Origin of the sequence: Paraburkholderia phenazinium (assembly GCF_900142845.1) — a bacterium.
Lineage (GTDB): Bacteria > Pseudomonadota > Gammaproteobacteria > Burkholderiales > Burkholderiaceae > Paraburkholderia > Paraburkholderia phenazinium_A.
In genome coordinates this window covers 778,806-796,738 of the sequence record NZ_FSRU01000001.1, presented here as the reverse complement: position 1 = coordinate 796,738, position 17,933 = coordinate 778,806, and the positions used below count along the sequence as shown (strand labels likewise).

Genomic DNA, 17,933 nt, shown 5'->3' with positions numbered 1-17,933 from the left:
CTCGTCGCAGTCAGCCGTTAAAGCTCAGCGGCCGACAAACATGTCCCGGTAAGCGCCGTAGAGCGACAGCAGCGGTACGGCTGTCAGCAGCGGTGTGAGCACCAGGGCACGCAGCGCCAGCGGAACCATCGGCGCCAACACCATGGCCGCCGTCAGCGCGATGACGTACGTCAGCGTCACGGACCAGTTGCGAGCCAGCCCGCGCAGACCCACGATCATCGCCCTGCGCGGGATCATGTCCTGCAGCATCACAAGCGCCGAAGCGAAGCAGGTGCCCGCGATCGCGACTGCGAAGATCGATGCGCCGAGCAACGCTTCGAGCGCGGCGCGCATGCCATGGCCGCCACCATCCTTGAGCAAGACGTTGTGCACGCCGCCCGCGTTAGCCAGGAGGTTCAGCGAGACATGCAAGGTTGCCAGCACGACCCCATAGCCGACGACTGCTATCGCTGCGCCGTACAGCCCGATCACGCACAGCGCGTTGCTGCGCCGCGCCAGCGCCGCGAGGGTCTCGCGCAACAAGTTGGACCGGCCTCTGCGGTCGCCATCCTGCACAAACATCAGCCCTGCCGCCACAAGCGGCGTCAGCAGCACCGCCAGCGGACACAACAGCGGCAGGAACCCCAGCAGCGTCACGCAATCCGCGCAGACCAGCAACACGCTGAGCCACAGCACCGGCTGCCTGCTCATGGCACGCGCGCCGCTCACCAGCCAGTCGGCAATACGTAGAGGATTGACTTCTCTTCCACCGGAAAGAGGCCGTGCCGGCACACGATGGAGGCGGGTTTGCCTGGAAACGTCGCTCGGGTAGTCGATGTTCATGACAGTGTCCTCAGTGAAAGCGAAAGACTTCCGCTCGTAGTCCTGCCAGCAAGCGATCCGGGGCTTCGTCGTTCGGACGTTGCCGCTGCCTTTACCGGCCGACACGAAATCGTCCGGGCCTGCCGTTACTGCTAATCTACGGAGCATTGCGGACAGAGGTTGTCCGCATCCAGGGAGACCGACGTCGAATGTTGCAAAACTCCACAAGGCTGCTGCGTCTGCTGGGCATGCTTAGAAGCGCCCAATCCTGGCATGGCGCCGTGCTGGCCGAGCGCCTTGGCGTCACTGAGCGGACCGTGCGACGCGACGTCGACCACTTGCGCGGCCTCGGCTACCGGATCGGCGCAACGCCGGGGCCCGACGGGGGTTACAGCCTGGAAGCAGGGACGAGCTTGCCGCCCCTGCTTTTCGAGGAGGACGAAGCGCTCGCAGTCTCGCTGGCGCTGCGAACGCTAGCCGCCAGCGGCGTGCAGGGCATTGAAGAGTCGGCGCTCGCCGCCCTCGTCAAGCTAGAGCATTTGATGCCTCCGAGGCATGGCCGCAAGGCGAGGACGTTCTTCGCCTCCATCCAGAAGTTGGCCCAGGCGGGGCCCAGGGTCGATCCGGTCGTGCTGGCTGCGCTTGCCGGCGCATGTGCCGATCGCGAGGAAGCGCAGTTTCGCTACACGGATGGCAATGCCAGGGTCAGCCAGCGCACCGTCCAGCCCCAAGGCCTGGTCAACGCTGAATCACGCTGGTACCTCGTCGCCTGGGACTGTAGCCGGGCGGACTGGCGCACGTTCCGCGTCGATCGGGTGATCCCGCCGATTTCAACCGGATCGCGTTTCGAGCCTCGGCGCGGGCCGGACAAGGGCGATCTGGCCGCGTACGTCTCCCGTTCCGTTTCCACCGCGGCGTACCCGGTGCGCGCCAAAGTGATCCTTCACGCGCCGATGCAGGCGCTTGCCCAAAGCATCTGCCCGCTCGTCGGCCAGTTGGCGGCACTCGATTCGCAGCGATGCATCGTCCACACAGGGGCGCATTCTCTCCACTCGATCGCCGCCTGGCTGTGCACGCTGGAAGTCGAATTCGACATCGAGGAGCCTCCCGAACTGGTGGAATTCCTGCGCGGCATGAACACCCGCATTCATCAGGCGTTGGGGCGTTCCGAATATAAGGAAACTGCCGGCCCTTCGACCCGTTGAAGTTTCCGATGGGAAAACGCCATCCTCGTTCTCATCCCATACACCCGCTCGCCGCACAGCTACGAGCGGTTCTTACCCGGCAAGGTTCCAACGTCCCCCCAATGTTATGATCGGAAACATTGCACGCCATGCGGCGCGCTTTTGCCCCTACACCCCATGGATACCCATCTCACCAAACCCGCCGAGCCCTCCACGTCGGACCTGGGCCGGCGCGTACGTGCTGCGCGTCAGGCGCAGGACCTGACGCTCGAGACGGCGAGCCGCCTGTGCGGCGTGTCGCGCTCGACCTTGTCGAAAGTCGAAAACGGCCTGATGTCGCCGACCTTCGACGTGCTGCAAAAGATCGTGCTCGGCCTGAAGATCGAAATCGGCGAACTGTTCGGCTCGACGCCGAAGGTCAGCGCCGGCGGCCGCCGCGCGTTGACCCGCAAGGACGCGGGCCAACGTCATGCGTATCGCGGCTATCAGATGGAGCTGCTCGCCACCGATCTCGCGCACAAGGCCATGCTGCCGTTTCGCATCCGCATCTCGGCGCACACGCTCGATGCGTTCGACGACTGGGGACGGCACGAAGGCGAAGAATTCCTGTACGTGATCAGCGGTAGCGTGTGCCTGTACTCCGAGCTGTACGCGCCCACCCATCTGAATGCGGGGGACAGCATCTATTTCGACAGCCGCACCGGCCACGCCGCGGTCTCCACCAGCGACGAAGACGCCGAGGTCTTGTGGATGGCCACCAGCGCGGATATTCCGCAAACGCCGGTGGAAGCGTCGAAAAAGTAGACCCGCCGCAACCGGCACGTCGGTCCACACACGCTTCATGTCACGCGAGGGACTGCGGCGCTGAGCCTGCTAGAGAGCAGCAGCAGTCTCACTAGCCGCTTGCGTCCCATTGCCCACCGCCAACGCCCGCTGCGCCAATTGGGCAATATGCAGCGCGTGACGTCCGGTACCCTGCTCGATCTGCTCGCGACAACTGAAGCCGTTGGTCAGCACAAGGGTGTCAGCCGCCGCACCGCGAATCGCCGGGAACAGTTTGTCTTCGCCGATCTTCTCGGACAGCGCGCGATGCTCCGCGTTAAAGCCGAAGGATCCGGCCATTCCGCAGCATCCCGTATCGAGCAATGTCCATTTCACGCCGAGCCGCTCCAGCAGCGCCGTGTCGCCTTGCATGCCGAACAGCGCCTTCTGATGGCAATGACCGTGCACGACGACTTGGGCATCGAGCTTCGGCCAGTCGAACGGCTCGCGCACCACGAAATCCGAAAACAGGAAGGTCTGCGCCGCGAGGCGCCTGGCTTGCGCGTGATCGGGCAATTGCTTGAGCAGCTCGTCCTTGAAGACGGACAGGCAACCCGGTTCGAGGCCCACCAGCGGCACGCCTGCAGCGATATCGTCGGCGAGGTCGTCGAGCACATTCACCAGCAATTCGCGCGCACGCTCGAGCAGGCCGAAGTCATACAGGGGACGGCCGCAGCACAAGCGCTTTTTCGGCAGCACGACGTGCCAGCCGAGTTGCGTCAACACGTCAGCGGCAGCCTCGGCAATCTCGGGCGAGAAATGGTCGCTAAAGGTGTCCACCCAGAGGATCACTTTGCGATTGGATGGCGTGGACCCAGCCGTCACAGGCGCTGCATTACGCGCTCTGGCCGCGCGTCGTGCAATCTCCCGATACGTCTGCCGCGCGAACTTCGGCAGTTCACGTGCTTGCGCCACTCCGGCAATCCACCTGCCGAGCGGCGCGAGACCCGGCGCCGACATCATGAAATTGGTCAGGCGTGGAAAACGCGCGGCAAGCGGCGCCCATTCGCCGATCCGGCCCATGAACATCGCCTGACGCGGCCGGCGCTTCGTTTCGTAGTAATGCGAAAGAAATTCGGCTTTGTACGACGCCATATCCGTATGCGTCGGGCAGTCGGATTTGCAGCCCTTGCAGGCAAGACACGTGTCGAGCGCTTCCTTGACTTCGCGACTCTGCCAGCCGTCGGTTATAACCTCGCCCTGCAACATCTCCCAGAACAGATGCGCGCGACCTCGGGTCGAGTACTTCTCCTCGCGCGTGGCCCGGTAGCTCGGGCACATCGTTCCGCCTTCGAGCGAGCGGCACTTGCCCATGCCGATACAGCGTTCGACGGCGCGCTGGAAACCGTCGCCCTCCTGGCTCGCGAACGTCAGCCGGGTCTGCAGGTTCACCGGCCGATACGCCGGCCCCATGCGCAGGTTTTCGTCGGCGCGGTAGGCATGCACCACCTTGCCGGGATTGAGACGGTTGGCCGGATCCCAGATCGCCTTGAACTGCTCCATGGCCCGCATCAATTCCGGGCCGTACATGATCGGCAAGAACTCGGCCTTCGCATGGCCGTCGCCGTGTTCGCCGGAGAGCGATCCGCCGAATTCGACCACCAGTTCCGCCGCTTCGCGCAGAAAGCGGCGCCACGTCGCGATGCCTTCCGCCGTGCGCAAATCGAAGGTGATGCGGGCATGCACGCAGCCGTCGCCGAAGTGGCCGTACAGGCTGGTTTCGTAACCGTAGCGGTCGACCATCGCCTGAAACGCGCGCAGATAATCGCCGAGCCGCAAAGGATCGACGGCCGCGTCTTCCCAGCCCACCACCGGATCCGGACGCGCAGGATCAACCGACAACGCCACCGCCGACGCACCCGTCTCGCGAATCGACCAGACCTTCGCCTGCAACGCGCGCGCTTCGACGACCATGGTCGAAACATTGGCGCCTGCCGCGCCCGAGGCGAAATGCTGAGCCGCCGCGTGAGCCTGCCGTACGGCTTCGTCGTGCGTATCCGCGCCGAATTCGAGCACGACCCATGCATCGCCTTCGGGCAGCAGCGCGATCTCTTCCTTTTTCAGGCCACGTGCCTGCAAGCCGCGAATGATCGCGCGGTCGAGTCCTTCGATTGCTATCGGCCCGCACTGCATGAAATGCGGCACGGCATCGGCGGCCGTGAAAATATCCACGAAGCCCACTACCAGCAGCACGCGTTTCGCCGGGCTCTTCACGAGCCGCACTTTCGCCTGCAAGGTCACCGCACACGTGCCTTCGGTGCCCACCAAGGCTCGCGCCACATTGAAGCCGTTTTCCGGCAGCAGTTGATCGAGATTGAAGCCCGACACGCGCCGCTTGATCTGCGGAAATCTGGCGCGGATCAGCTCCGCGTAGGTGTCGCGCAGCGCTTTCAGGGCCGCGTAAATCTCGCCCTGACGGCCACCCGCGGCGATGATGCGTTCGAGTTCGTCGTCCGCGGTGGGACCGACCCAGAAGCGTGCGCCGTCGTAGGTGACGACTTCGAGGGCTTCGATGTTCTCGACCGTCTTGCCGGCCATCACCGAATGCGCGCCGCACGAGTTGTTGGCGATCATGCCGCCGAGCGTACAGCGGCTGTGCGTGGCCGGATCGGGGGCAAACGTGAGGCCGTGTTGCTCCGCCGCGTCGCGCAGCGTGTCGCAGACCACACCCGGCTCGACAATCGCCGTACGCGCCTCCGGATCCACCGAGACGACGCGGTTCACATACTTGCTTGCGTCCGCAACCACCGCGACGTTCACGCACTGACCGTTCTGCGACGTCCCACCGCCGCGCGGCAGGAACGGCACGTCGTTGCGCCGGCAGACGGCGACGGTGGCGAGCAGATCGTCGACATCAGCGGGGACGACCACCGCCAGCGGCACCTGCCGGTAGTTCGAGGCATCCGAGGCATACAGCGCCTTCGACGCCTGATCGAAGCGCACTTCGCCGCGCACATGCCGGCGCAGATCGGCCTCCAGCGACTGCATGACGGCCGCCGTGCCGCGAAACGGCGTGGCCACATGACGGCCGTCCGCCTTCTCTCCGCGCGCCGATCCAGCCGCAGCGTCTTGTGCGTCGCTGCTGCCCACCTCCACTACGGAGTGTGTCCCAGCGGCCTTGAACCGCGCTTCATCGGTTGACGATTCCACCTCGACGGCACCTCGTGCGAATGATTGCGTCACGCTCAAGCCGCCTGGCCCGCGGTCATCTTGAAGATCCCCTGGGCATTGCCGGCGTCGAAACGCAGATCGGTTTCCCAGCGGCGTGTGTCCTGATCGAACGTGCGCTTGCGGGTAATGAACTCATAGAACGAGCCCGGTACGTCACGCGTCACCGTGCTGCCATCGGCCGCGCGAAACTCGCGCTTGACGATGTCCGCGCGATACGCGGTCTGGAACACCCGGCCCGAACGCGAACGCTCGACTTCCGGTTTCATAGGACGGCCCTTGGCTTTCTCGTCATCGGAAAGCTGGAATACGTCCGCGACGCGATCCGTCGCATGGTTGAAGGCGTTGCCTTCGGTGGCGATCCACGCCATTTCCGCCGACTCCTTCAACAATACTTCGTAATCCGCCTCGCGGGGAATCTCATGCTGCCGCGCAAACGCACTGACGATCACCGGCAGCAATGCATGCGCCGCGTCGAGCGGCAGCACGCCCTCACGTTCGAGCTCCCACAGTTGCGCGGTGGCGGCCGGCGTCAACGGATCGCGCGACGTGCCGATCACGTGGCTCACCGCCTGCTGAAACTCAGCCGAGAAACGCTCGGGATGCAGTTCGCTCACGAAGAACTGGGAGATTTCATCGGGCGCATCGTCATGCGCCCAGGCACGGCCCGTCATGCCGAGACGGTCCAGCGGATAACGGCCGTTGATGCTAAAGCCAAGCGGTCGCAGGATGCGCGCAAACGCAGCTTCGCCCGGCGGCAGCGCGCCGCTGTGCGCCCAACGTACCGTGCGCAGCGCGCCGTGATCGAAGTACACGCTGCCGCCCGCGGCCAGCGCGTCCTGCGTGTAAGCGCGGCCATTCGCCGAGCGCGCCAGCAGGTCTTCGAACAACACCATGTTCATTGCCTGCGCGAGTTCGGCACGGGTGACGACACCGGGTTCCCATTCGTTGAGCACTTGCGGATGATTCAGCGTCTTGAACAACGTTGCGGTCTTTTCGGCGCCAATCAGTTTGAGCAGCAGTTGTTCGACATTCGCATTTCGCACGGTGCGCAGGTTCTGCATGGTTTTTCTCAGGAGGGCGGGCTGGGGCAAGTCCGCGCGGAATTGGAGGGCCGCCGGCGCAGCGTCATGTCGGGACGGGACGCACGCACGGCATCGTTTGATGCGAGATTATTCAAATCCGCGGCCCTTCCGTAAAGCGAGATAAAATTCAGACTTGATGCGTTTTCGGAATCAACGTGCGAAAGTTCAAGATCCCCAACATGGGCGCGCTGCTCGCTTTCGAAGCGGCGGCCCGGCATGAGAGTTTCACTCACGCGGCGCGCGAGCTCTTCCTGACCGAAAGCGCGGTGTCCCGCCAGATCAATACGCTGGAGAGCAATCTCGGCGTGCGCCTGTTCGTGCGGGTCAAGCAGCGCGTGGTCCTCACCAAGGCCGGCAAGGTCTACGGCGTGCAGGTGCGGCGTGCGTTGGAGGGGTTGGACCGCGACACGCTGTCGATCATCGCGCACGGCAGCGGCGGCGGCTATCTGGAACTGGCCGCACTGCCTACCTTTGCGTCGCACTGGCTGATTCCGCGGATGGGCGACTTCAACGCGCACTACCCGGACGTGCGCGTGAACATGGGTGTGCGCACCGGCACGTTTCCGTTCGCGGAGACCCATTTCGAAGCGGCGATTCACTATGGCAAGCCTACCTGGCCCGGCACGTCCGCCGATTTTCTGTTCCGCGAGGACGTCGTTCCGGTCTGCGCGGCGAGTCTGCTGACACGGTCGATCACGACGCCGGCCGATCTACTCGACTACCCGCTGCTGCATTCGACGACGCGCCCGGACGGCTGGGCCAACTGGTTCGAGAAGCTGGGTGTGGACGACAACCGCGCGATGCAGGGCGTGCGCTACGAATTGCATACGATGCTGATCAGCGGCGCGGCTGCGGGTCTGGGTATCGCGCTGGTGCCGCGTTTCTTCGTGGATGCGCAGTTGGAGCGGCTAGGACTCGTTGTCCCCTTCGATGCGCCGGCGCTTGCCGAAGCGGCTTACTACCTCGTGTACCCCACCGAGCTCAGCCACGGCAGGCCGCTCGCGAGCTTCCGCGAATGGCTGCTGGGGCAGGCGGCGGCCTATGGGGCGGCGAATCCGGGACTGGCCAGTGAGATGGACGAGGCGTGAGGGGCCCTTCGCGCTTCGGTCTTCCAGGCGGCCTGGGCCGTTGCCCAGACTTTGCCCCTCTCCCCCACCCTGGCTTTCCCGCGAGCACACCAGTTCACGATCAACGCGCCTGCGCCAGCGCGCTTAAATTGCCCTCGCCGAAACCATGGTGTCCCTTGCGCTGTACGATCTCGAAGAAGATCTCGCCGGCGCGGCGCCGCACAAAGGTCTGAAAAAACAGCAGCGGCACACCGTCTGAACCAATCTCGCCGTCCACCAGGATCCGGCCACGCTTGAGCCGCTCGATATCGAGGCCATGGCCCGGCAGCCGCGCGTCGATCTGATCGTAATAGCGCGGCGGCGGCTCGACGAGCTCGATCCCGTTCGCCATCAGTTGCTCGACGCAGCCGAAGATATCGCCGGTGGCGAGGGCAATATGCTGCACGCCCTCACCCGGATGATCGGGCAAATACTCGTGCATCAGGCTCGTGCGGCGCGTGCCTTCCTCATACAGCGGAATACGGATCGCGCCGCACGGCGACACCATCACGCGCGATTCGGCGGAGACGTGCCAGTTGGCATGCAGCTCGTGAATCTCGCGGAAGTTCAGCAGGTCGCGATAGAAATCGAGCCATTCCTGCATGCGGCCCGCGCCGACTGTTTGCGTCAGATGATCGATCGCCACCAGGCCGGTGCCCGCATGGCTCAGGTCGGCCTGCGCCGTATCGATTTCGATAGGCCGGAAGTCGATATCGAAGATCGAGATGTCGCCCACACCGCCGCGCAAACCGCCACGGCCGCGCCAACGGTCGACGAAGTAAATGTGCGAATCGCCGATGCCCTGAATCGCCGGAATCACCAGCTCGCCTTTGCCGATCTTTTCCCCTTCGAAGGCCCATGCGCCGAGTTCGATCGCACGATCGAAGGCACGCGGGGCATCCGCCACGCGGAGACCCACCGCGCAGATGCCCACGCCGTATTCCTCTGCGTAGCGTGCGGCGAACGAATCCGGCTCGGCGTTGAGCAGAAAATTCATCTCGCCTTGACGGTACAGCGTGACGTCCTTGCTGATATGGCGTGCAATGGCTTTGAAGCCGAGTTGCTCGAAGGTTTGCCCGAGTCCGCGCGGATCGCGCGCGGCGAACTCCACGAACTCGACGCCAGCGGTGCCAAGCGGATTGTGCTCCGGGTCCGATACGGCGCGCAGGGCGGCGCTCGGGGTGGGCAGGTCGCTGGGCATGGCATTCTCCTTGATCATACGTTCCGACGCTCTTCCTGATGTTGTATGCAGGCCAGCGCAATTGCGCAACGTGGCGGCATCTTATGGATGCTACGCGGTGCGTGAACTGGCGATAACTTTCGCACCGTGTTTGTACACCGGGGACGGGGCCGCCCGCAACTGCATTTTGTACTAGATGGTTCACCATCTCGCGCCGCCTTCCCCTGCGAAGACGCGGCCTCGATTCGCTTCAGCGCGGCTTGCGGCGGCGCCTCGTGGCCTTGGCCGGCGGCATGGCGGCCGCAGCGGCGGCGGCCATGCGTTGCCGGGCGACCGTGCGCAGCGCGTCGATCAACGCCAGGCCCACCGGCGACGGCTGCGTATCCGAGCGCCGGATCAGGCCGACCGGCTCGTCAGTCCCCGCGAACGGCAGCGGCAGACGCACCAGCATGCCGTGCGCCAACTCATATTCGACTGCACTTTGCGGCACGAACCAGACCGCGTCGTTCTCAAGCGCCAGCGCCCGGCCGGTCGACACCGAAAGCACTTCGACGAAAGCCGAGAGCGGCGGCACGCCCCACGCCGCCAGCAGACTGTCCGCCGACTGCCGGATCAGCGTGCCGAACGGCGGCACGACCACCGTAAAGCCTTCGAGCAAGGCGGCGGGCAACCCCGCGCTCGCCGCCAGCGGATGCCCGGCGCGCACCACGGCAATCAGCGGCTCGTTGAACAGTTGCTCGAAGCTGAGTCCAACCATGCGCTCGGGGTCGGCCAGACGCCCCACGGCGAATTCGATGCTGCCCGCCTTCAGCCGCTCCAGCAGTTCCGGGTTCGCGCCCGTAGCAAGACGCACGATTACGCGCGGCCATTGGGCGGCGAACAGCTTGAGCACGGGCGGCACCAGCGCGCTCGCGACGGTGGGCAAAATGCCGATCTCCAGCGTGGCCGAGGCCGCGCCCTCAGCCCGCGCCAGCAGATCCACGCCTTGCCGCAGCGCACTGACACAGGCGCTGGCGTGCGGCATGAAGAGCTGGCCCTCGCGCGTGGTCACCGCCCCGTGGCGGCCGCGCTCGAACAGCCTGACGCCGAGAATGGCCTCCAGCTCGGCGACCGTCTTCGAGACGGCCGGCTGCGTAATAGACAAGCTCGCCGCCGCCTTCTGAACCCCGCCGAACTGCGCGACGGCCAGAAAACACTGGAGATGACGGAATTTGACGCGGCTATCCGCGAGACTTCGTTGCATAACGAGAGGTTATACGAAACACGAGAAAACGTCATTTTTCATAACTTCTTGGATTGGCTAAAGTCCTCCCATCCCCCGCTATTCCAAAATTGATCCAAGGAGACACCGCATGGACGAGTCCATCCTCACTCCGCGCGACTTCGAATCGCACCCCGCTTACATCTATCCCGGCTACGGTTCGTCCGTGAAACGCGGCCCGACACGTCCGCTGATTCCGCTGAAGGAAAAGCTGCGCGACCAGCGCGTGCCGGTGTACGGCGCCGAAGACCTGGGCGCGCTCGATAACGACCTGACGCGCAATGCCGTCCGCAATGGCGAGCCGCTCGGCGAGCGCATCATCGTGACGGGCCGCGTGCTCGACGAAGGCGGCCGTCCGGTGCGCAATACGCTGGTTGAAATCTGGCAAGCCAACGCCGCTGGCCGCTATGTGCACAAGGCCGACCAGCACGACGCGCCGCTGGATCCGAACTTCCTCGGTGCGGGACGCTGCCTGACCGACAACGAAGGCCGCTATCGCTTTCTGACGATCAAGCCAGGCGCGTACCCGTGGGGCAATCATCCGAATGCATGGCGTCCCAATCACATTCACTTCTCGCTGTTCGGCGATCACTTCGGCTCGCGGCTCGTGACACAGATGTATTTTCCCGGCGACCCGCTGCTGGCCTTCGATCCGATTTTCCAGGGCACGCCCGAGCATGCGCGCGAGCGCCTCGTGTCGCGTTTCTCGCTGGATACGACCCAGGAAGCCTACGCGCTTGGCTACGATTTCGACATCGTGCTGCGCGGGCCGAACGAAACTCCGATGGAGCGCTAAGCCATGACCGTACTCAAACAAACGCCTTCGCAAACGGTTGGACCGTACTTCGCGTATGGCCTGTGTCCCGAGCAGTACAACTTCGATTTCAAGAGTCTCTTTACGACCGCAGTTGCGGACTACGAAGCGGCCGGCCAGCACATCACGATTGTCGGCCAGGTGTTCGATGGCGACGGCAAGGTGGTGGGCGATGCGATGCTCGAGGTGTCGCAAGTGGATAGCGAGGGGCGCTATCCGGCTTCGCGGGCGGAAGTGGAAGCCAGCGGCTTTCGTGGCTTTGCACGGGTCGGCACCGGGACCGATGCGCAGAAGCGGTTCATTGTCGAGACCGTGAAGCCGGGGCGTGCTTCAGCGAACGAAGCGCCGCATCTGAATGTGATCCTGACGATGCGCGGCATGTTGCTGCATACCTTCACGCGGATCTACTTCGACGACGAGGCCGCTGCGAACGACAGCGATCCGGTGCTGGCTAGCGTGCCCGCGGAGCGCCGCGCCACGCTGATCGCACGACGCGAGCCTGGCACCAGCAAAACGGTGTACCGGTTCGATATCCGCATGCAAGGCGAGCAGGAAACCGTATTCTTCGATTTATGAGCTTTCACGGCCCTTTCACAATCGAGCGATAGGATCGCGGCTCGCGATGCGACTTGATTGCGAAACTCCGAGTACTTTGAGCCCGCGCTGTGCGGGCTTTTTTTTATCTCATGAGCGTCTTTGGTTAAGGCGCTTGATGCGGCAACACCTTGCCGCAGCGTGCGGCACAAGTGTGCGTCATTGATCGCTCCTCACACCGGGCGTGTCGCCGGGACTCGCCAGTCTGTTGGCGACAAGTTCCAGCTTGAGCGGTGCATCGGCGGAGAGCTTTTTCTTCGCGACGACGCGGCGCCACGCGCCATTCGAATCCGGGTCGCGGTAGAACACGACAACGGCCACGTATTCCGTGTCGGCCTGCATCGGTTGCGACATGCTTGCAGAACCGCCGGGGTTGACGACCGTCGCGATACTCGCCTGCAGATCCTGCGCAAGCACGGTCTTGTCGTGCTTCAGCAGATCGTCGTACGACGCGCTATCGAATAACTTGCGGTCCTTGAGCTGGTACACGCGCACCGCGACCGACGTCGAGCGTTGCGCCTCGTCGGGATTGAGCGACGCGCGAGCGGTCAGGTCGACGTTGAGTACCTTGACCTGTTTGAAGAACACCGCGTGATACGCGCTCGAGCTCGTGTCCGAGACGGACTGCCAGGCGCCGCAAGCGGACAGCAGCAAGCTGGCTGCGAGAAGGGTCGCTGTTGAACGGATAGGCATGGAAACTCCGGAATCAGGCAAGCGTCGCGAGGAACGGGTTGAGCCCCGGCGCAGGAAATACTTCGTAGGCGCCGAGCGGGATCGTGATGAGACGCTCGTCGTCCGAGGGCAGCACCGTGGTCCACGACAGGCGCGGCGCCGGTCCAGCGCGCTCAGGCGACGCCGGCAACGTTGCACCGAGCCTAGGCGCCGGCACGTGCTTCGACGACACTTCCATGCGCAGAAACACATCCGCCTTCGTGCCGACGTACAGGCGGATGAAGGCCATCAGCTCACGGTGCAGCCACGCGCCGGGCAACAGGTCGTGCGCCTGTTCGGCGCTCGCCGGCCGCAAGGTCACGCGTGCGGCGCGACTGCGATACTCGATGCGACTTCCCAGCACATAGCCGCCTGCAAGACCGCGGCGTTTGCCGTCCTCCTGCGGCGCATGCCTCGCGCTGCCGGTCGACGTCAGCGGCTTAGGTGCGCCCGCGCCCTTTAGCGTCGGATAGAACTCGTCGACACGCACCTCGACGCCAGGCACCGCCAGCGCGACGACACCGGCAAGACCTTCGGGCGTGCGAGTGCGCTGAATCAGCAAACCCAGTAGCGCAAGGACACGCGAATCCGGCAGCCCCGCCCGCGCCGGCTTCTCCCCCCAGCCGAAACCGGCGAGATTCAACAGCTTGCGGGAATGCCCATCGGTACCGCCGGGCCGGAAACCGATCGGATAACGGTACTTCTTCCATGCGCGATACAGCAGCGTCACGATGCGGTGATTGAACTGGTCGAGAAAGGCTTCGAGCGCTTCATGCCCCTCCTCGCGCAGCGCGATGTCGTCGATCATGTGCGAAGGCATCGCGGCATCCACACCGTAGAGACCCATGAATGTCGTGCGGATTGCCGGCGCCGCGTTGGACCCGAATGCGCCGGAGCCGTCATCCACCTCGACCGACGACACTTCACCCGCGGGAAAGCCGAGGCGCGGACGCGGACGGAATCGCACCGGCTCATGCTCCAGCGTGTCGCACTCACCGAAGCCGGGATGATCCGGTACGCGCACTTCGAGCAACTGGCACAACTGCATGAAGCCCATCGTCGGCGCGCGCGCCAGCAGCGAGGCGACGAGCGGTTCAAGATTCGGCAGGTCGCGTGGATTCATAAGGGGGAACGCAGCGCCTTGCTGCGCGGCCATACGGTACGTTGCTGGGAGGGCAGGCTCACAATCGCGAGCTTCGTGAACAGGTTGATTTCCGCGTACAGCGCGAAAAACCGGTGCAACAGTTCACCGAACAGCATCACGTCGCCTTCACCGGCAAACGCGTGAGAATCGAGCGTCACTTCGATCAGCACGCCCCGCTCCACCGAACCACCGGACACCTCCTCAAGCAGTTCTTCCGACACATGCAGGATGCCCGCGAGGCGCCGGCGGTTCAGCTCGTCATCGCTCCAGTCGTAAAGCGCCAATGCACCGCGCAGCACTTCGGCGTCCATCATCGACAGGAAGTTCGGCGCGAGGTGCGATAGCACCCGCCACTGGAAGCGGTCGCCGGTGGGCGGATAGAGCGGCAGTGTGGGCGCCGCCAGATTGCGCACGCCGGCAACGTTCGGCGTGCTTTCGCCCAGTTCGTCGATGCTCGCTTCGCGCAGCCCCTTTCGCGGCAGCATGCCGTTCGTGCCCGTCACGCGCAGCGACAGGCTTTCCTCCGGCAGATCCTCCATAGTTTCCCACGCGTGGCCGCCGAGGATGATCCACGTGTCGTGCAGACCGGTGACGCCCGGACGCACCCGGGTGTGGAAATACCGTTCAGGCGCCTCGTGCCGCAGCATGCCGCCACGATGCCGGAACGTGGCGAACGGCACATACTCGTAGCGCTCCGCGCTCTCGTGGTCGAACGATTCGACCGCGTCCACCGAGTAGGTTTCGACGTGTTCACCCTGATGGCCGGCAGGCACGACACGGTATTCCGTTTCGTGATGGTCGACCGGGATCGACTCTGCATCGAGCGTGAACAGATTGATCACGGGCGTGCAGTAAAGCCGCACGTTGTCGGTTGTGAAGCGCTGGTCGGCGGGATAACGATGCGTCAGCAGGACCTCGATCTCGAAGCTCGTTGCTTGCGCCGGCAGTTTCGCGACGTCCAGACCGCACAGATCGACGAAGAGAAACTTCTCGCGAAACGTGAAATATTCGAGCAGCAGTTGATACTTGTACAAGGCCGTAACGAGTGGTCAAACGCTCAAGTCGATCGAGATCAAGTGGTACAAGATCGACGACGCGGGCAAGGAGAAGGAGTACTTCAACACGAAGCTCGACAACGTGAAGGTCGTGGCGGTCAATCCGAAGATGCTCGACATCAAGAATCCGGACTACGAAAAGCACAACCACCTCGAAGACGTCGAATTGCGCTACGAGAAGATCACGTGGTCGTACAAGGACGGCAACATCATTCACGCGGATAGCTGGAACGAGCGCTCGTAAGAGCCAGTCTCTCCGGAAGCCGGCACTGGCACAACGACCCCGCGTTGAAGGTGTGCCGGCCTTCGTTTCGCCGGTCGACCGCGCGTCGACCGGCGCTTTTTCATTGTCCCGACAAGGGGCTTCCTTCCGCCCACCTCCATGACGATGCGCGACTCCACTCACCTGCTTCGCAAGCTCAATCCGCATTGCGCGAGCGCGACGCTGATCCGGCAGTTGATGCCCGAACTCGACCGGCATTCGGTGAAAGGCGCGCAGCAAACGGCGGAGAACCATTCCATCTCGCAGGCCGCACTGTTCGACGCGATTCATCCTCACCTCGTCGCCCACTTTCAGCCGGCTGTGTCGCGCGAGTTGCTGGCGCGGCAGGACGAGCAACTCATGATCGACTCTATCGATCGCAACGATGCACCGGTTTCGGCCAACGCCTGCACCGACGATCCGGTTCCACCCGGCTTCAGCGCCTGAGAGAACACGCGATGCCACCCGGTCCTTCCCTGTACGACATGCTGCTGGGCCACATCGGCGGCGAGTCGCTCGACGCCTACGACGACAAGACGCTAGAGATCATGAGCGTCCAGCAAAACATCCGCCGCATTCTCAATACGCGAGCCGGAGCGCTCAAGCACTTGCCCGACTACGGCTTACCGGACCTCACGAATATCTACAAGGCGCTGCCGGCTTCGGCGCATCTGCTCAAGCAGCAGATGGAAGCCACGCTGCTGGCCTATGAGCCGCGCATCCGGGCCATCGACGTCGACTATATCGACAATGCCGACCCCGGCGTCCTCGTGAGCTACGAGATGACCTGTCATCTGAAGAAGGCCGGACTGGTGCGGTTCGGAACGTATTTTGAGCCACCGGGACGGATGCGAGTGGAGCGGGTGCAGCAGCCAAAGCCCGACCGCTGACCTCACACCGCAGACATCGCAGACATCGCAACGCGGGCGGTTGCTAGAGCGAAGAATCACCCTAGCGGCCGAACCCCGATCAACCACGCATGCAACCAGAACGCAAACACCGCCCAGGCCACCGCGCCGCCCACCACTGCGATCGCATCCTTCGCCAGTGTCCCAGCCGGATAAACCTGGCCTAGCGCCAGATCCCGCCGACGCCCGGCACGATAATCCAGCAGCGCCCACACGAGAAAGGCGCCAAACAGCACCACCGCGTTCAACGTGCCGTTCGCCAGCAGATGCGCGAACGCCCACAAGACCGCGCTCAAGGCCATCGGATGATGAACCCACGCCTTGAAATGAGTGGCAGGAATGTAAGCGGAAAGAAAGAGAATGAAGGCGATCAGCGTCAGCAGCGCAGTGAGGTGCGGCGCCCAAACGGGCGGCGCCCACAGTACGACCGGATCGCGCCGCGCGATGCCATAGCCCCAGATGACCAGCACCAACCCCACGGCAGAGGCCAGCGCATAGGCGCTTTTCCACCCCTTCTCGCCTAGCCGGGCGATCTGCCGTGTACGCCATGATTCGGCGAAGACTCGCACCGAATGTACGCCCAGAAAAATCACCAACCCCAGTACCAGTACCGACATGGCAAGCTCCTCGCGACGGGTGTCGACCGATGGCCGCGATTGTCGCTCAAGATACCGGTCCTGCCAATGACGGTTTCAACTCCGCTGCGGAATCACTCGGTGGCCGGAATCCACGCCGCGTTGGCTGCGTCGCTCGTACGGAAGGCCGGGAATTTGGCGCCCAGTTCGGCAACCGTCTTGATGTCGTTCTTCACGAGATCGTCACGTGTGATCAGGGTCGGCTTCACCACGATCTGATGGCCAGGGTCTTGACCCGCCACCTCCAGCGCGGCGGCGCGCACCGACACTGCACCCACTACCGCCGGATTGGTCGCGGCCGTGGCAACCCATGCGCTGTTCGGCGCGCGGATTGCCTCGATGTCCGCCGTCGAAATGTCCGCGCTATAGATACGGAGCTTCGAGCCGAGGTTGGCCTCGTTCGCCGCGAGCGTCGCGCCACGCGCGAATTCATCGTAAGGGGCGAACACCACGCGAATCTCCGGATGCGCACGGTATGCCGCAGCCGCCTGATTCGCCACCGACTGCGCGATCGGATTGTCCACCGTCCCCCAGCGCGCCTTCTCCTGTACCCCAGGATGCGCGGTCTTGAAGTCGCGCCACACTTCGTCGCGACGATCGAGCGGCGCGAAACCCGCCACGTAGACATAACCCGCGGCGAATGTGTCGCCGTTATCCTTCACGGCCTGATTCAGCAGCAAGGTAGCCAGATCGTGATCGCTCTGCTCGATTTGCGGCACCTTAGGGTTGTTCAGATTGACGTCGAACGCCACCACCTTGATGCCCTTGTCGAGCGCGCGCTGCACCACGTCCTTCAGCGACTCCGGCAAACCGTGGTTCACGATGATGGCCGACACGCCCAGGCTGATCGCCTGCTGGATCTGCTCGCGCTGCTCGGCGGCGTCCTGCCGCCCCTCGTAGATGCGCAAATCGACGCCAAGCGCCTTGGCCTGCTTCTGCGCGCCGGCCTCATAGGCCTGGAAGAAGTCGCCGGTCGACAGGTAGTTGACCAGTGCGATTTTTACGCCGCCTTTGTTGAACGGCGCAGGGGCGCCTTTGAGCGGCTCCGCCTGGGTCGTCTGCCCCAGCAACACGCTTGCAGACAAGAGCGCCAATGCGCCGACCACGCGGCGTGCGCGGGACTGATGACGATTCAATGATTTCATGAGTATTCCTCAGCGCAGTATCTGAACGGTTTTTGTAAAGTAGCGAATCGAAGACGAG

Annotated in this window: 16 protein-coding genes and 2 pseudogenes; 8 read left to right on the top strand and 10 right to left on the bottom strand. The window is 63.8% G+C overall.

Annotation, left to right across the window (positions count from 1 at the left end):
* Positions 1-24 precede the first annotated feature (24 nt).
* Positions 25-927: a hypothetical protein gene (locus BUS12_RS03455; RefSeq protein WP_143788244.1), complete on the bottom strand. Its 903-nt coding sequence runs from the start codon at positions 925-927 to the stop codon at positions 25-27.
* An 83-nt stretch (positions 928-1,010) separates the two neighbouring features.
* On the opposite strand from BUS12_RS03455, the gene BUS12_RS03450 reads away from it, so the two are divergent.
* Positions 1,011-2,006 carry a helix-turn-helix transcriptional regulator gene (locus BUS12_RS03450; protein ID WP_074294253.1) on the top strand — a complete coding sequence of 332 codons (996 nt, stop codon included), beginning with the start codon at positions 1,011-1,013 and terminating at the stop codon, positions 2,004-2,006.
* Between the two features lie 156 nt (positions 2,007-2,162).
* Positions 2,163-2,789, top strand: a complete 627-nt coding sequence (locus tag BUS12_RS03445) for a helix-turn-helix domain-containing protein (RefSeq protein WP_074294252.1) — start codon at positions 2,163-2,165, stop codon at positions 2,787-2,789.
* A 69-nt stretch (positions 2,790-2,858) separates the two neighbouring features.
* Here BUS12_RS03445 and BUS12_RS03440 read toward each other — a convergent pair whose 3' ends face one another.
* Entirely contained in the window at positions 2,859-5,795 is a 2,937-nt protein-coding gene (locus BUS12_RS03440; RefSeq protein WP_083640434.1) for an FAD-binding and (Fe-S)-binding domain-containing protein, read from the bottom strand.
* 197 nt (positions 5,796-5,992) lie between these two features.
* Positions 5,993-7,021, bottom strand: a complete 1,029-nt coding sequence (locus BUS12_RS03435) for a DUF1338 domain-containing protein (protein WP_171991651.1) — start codon at positions 7,019-7,021, stop codon at positions 5,993-5,995.
* Between the two features lie 194 nt (positions 7,022-7,215).
* Between BUS12_RS03435 and BUS12_RS03430 the strand changes: the two genes are divergently transcribed.
* On the top strand, positions 7,216-8,148 hold the full coding sequence (locus BUS12_RS03430) for a LysR family transcriptional regulator (RefSeq protein ID WP_171991588.1): 933 nt from the start codon (positions 7,216-7,218) through the stop codon (positions 8,146-8,148).
* Between the two features lie 100 nt (positions 8,149-8,248).
* On the opposite strand, the gene BUS12_RS03425 is transcribed toward BUS12_RS03430, so the two are convergent.
* Positions 8,249-9,367: a 4-hydroxyphenylpyruvate dioxygenase family protein gene (locus BUS12_RS03425; protein ID WP_074297035.1), complete on the bottom strand. Its 1,119-nt coding sequence runs from the start codon at positions 9,365-9,367 to the stop codon at positions 8,249-8,251.
* 229 nt (positions 9,368-9,596) lie between these two features.
* Complete coding sequence (gene pcaQ, locus BUS12_RS03420) at positions 9,597-10,589, bottom strand: pca operon transcription factor PcaQ (RefSeq protein ID WP_074294250.1); 993 nt, start codon at positions 10,587-10,589, stop codon at positions 9,597-9,599.
* A 109-nt stretch (positions 10,590-10,698) separates the two neighbouring features.
* Here pcaQ and pcaH point away from each other — a divergent pair, with 109 nt between their 5' ends.
* Together pcaH and pcaG are read left to right on the top strand one after the other, a co-directional pair.
* Complete coding sequence (pcaH, locus tag BUS12_RS03415) at positions 10,699-11,403, top strand: protocatechuate 3,4-dioxygenase subunit beta (protein WP_074294249.1); 705 nt, start codon at positions 10,699-10,701, stop codon at positions 11,401-11,403.
* Between the two features lie 3 nt (positions 11,404-11,406).
* The gene (gene pcaG / locus BUS12_RS03410) at positions 11,407-11,997 is read left to right on the top strand and encodes a protocatechuate 3,4-dioxygenase subunit alpha (protein ID WP_074294248.1); all 591 of its coding nucleotides are present in this window, start codon (positions 11,407-11,409) and stop codon (positions 11,995-11,997) included.
* 177 nt (positions 11,998-12,174) lie between these two features.
* Here pcaG and tssJ read toward each other — a convergent pair whose 3' ends face one another.
* From tssJ to tssF, 3 genes and pseudogenes are all read right to left on the bottom strand, one after another.
* A complete protein-coding gene (gene tssJ, locus BUS12_RS03405) occupies positions 12,175-12,708 on the bottom strand; it encodes a type VI secretion system lipoprotein TssJ (protein WP_171991587.1) in 534 nt (177 codons plus the stop codon).
* A gap of 13 nt (positions 12,709-12,721) precedes the next feature.
* A complete protein-coding gene (gene tssG, locus BUS12_RS03400; RefSeq protein ID WP_437123853.1) occupies positions 12,722-13,849 on the bottom strand; it encodes a type VI secretion system baseplate subunit TssG in 1,128 nt (375 codons plus the stop codon).
* Positions 13,846-14,895, bottom strand: a pseudogene (gene tssF, locus BUS12_RS03395) (type VI secretion system baseplate subunit TssF); the annotation flags it as partial. The gene tssG and the pseudogene tssF, both read right to left, overlap by 4 nt.
* On the opposite strand from tssF, the pseudogene tssD reads away from it, so the two are divergent.
* From tssD to tssE, 3 genes and pseudogenes are all read left to right on the top strand, one after another.
* A pseudogene (tssD, locus tag BUS12_RS03390) lies at positions 14,894-15,169 on the top strand (type VI secretion system tube protein TssD); the annotation flags it as partial. The pseudogenes tssF and tssD overlap by 2 nt on opposite strands.
* Positions 15,170-15,307: 138 nt before the next feature.
* On the top strand, positions 15,308-15,634 hold the full coding sequence (locus BUS12_RS03385) for a hypothetical protein (RefSeq protein ID WP_074294244.1): 327 nt from the start codon (positions 15,308-15,310) through the stop codon (positions 15,632-15,634).
* 11 nt (positions 15,635-15,645) lie between these two features.
* Entirely contained in the window at positions 15,646-16,077 is a 432-nt protein-coding gene (gene tssE, locus BUS12_RS03380) for a type VI secretion system baseplate subunit TssE (RefSeq protein WP_074294243.1), read from the top strand.
* Between the two features lie 56 nt (positions 16,078-16,133).
* Here tssE and BUS12_RS03375 read toward each other — a convergent pair whose 3' ends face one another.
* Positions 16,134-16,712: an NnrU family protein gene (locus BUS12_RS03375; protein WP_074294242.1), complete on the bottom strand. Its 579-nt coding sequence runs from the start codon at positions 16,710-16,712 to the stop codon at positions 16,134-16,136.
* A gap of 92 nt (positions 16,713-16,804) precedes the next feature.
* A complete protein-coding gene (locus tag BUS12_RS03370; RefSeq protein WP_074294241.1) occupies positions 16,805-17,875 on the bottom strand; it encodes a substrate-binding domain-containing protein in 1,071 nt (356 codons plus the stop codon).
* Positions 17,876-17,933: the final 58 nt, after the last annotated feature.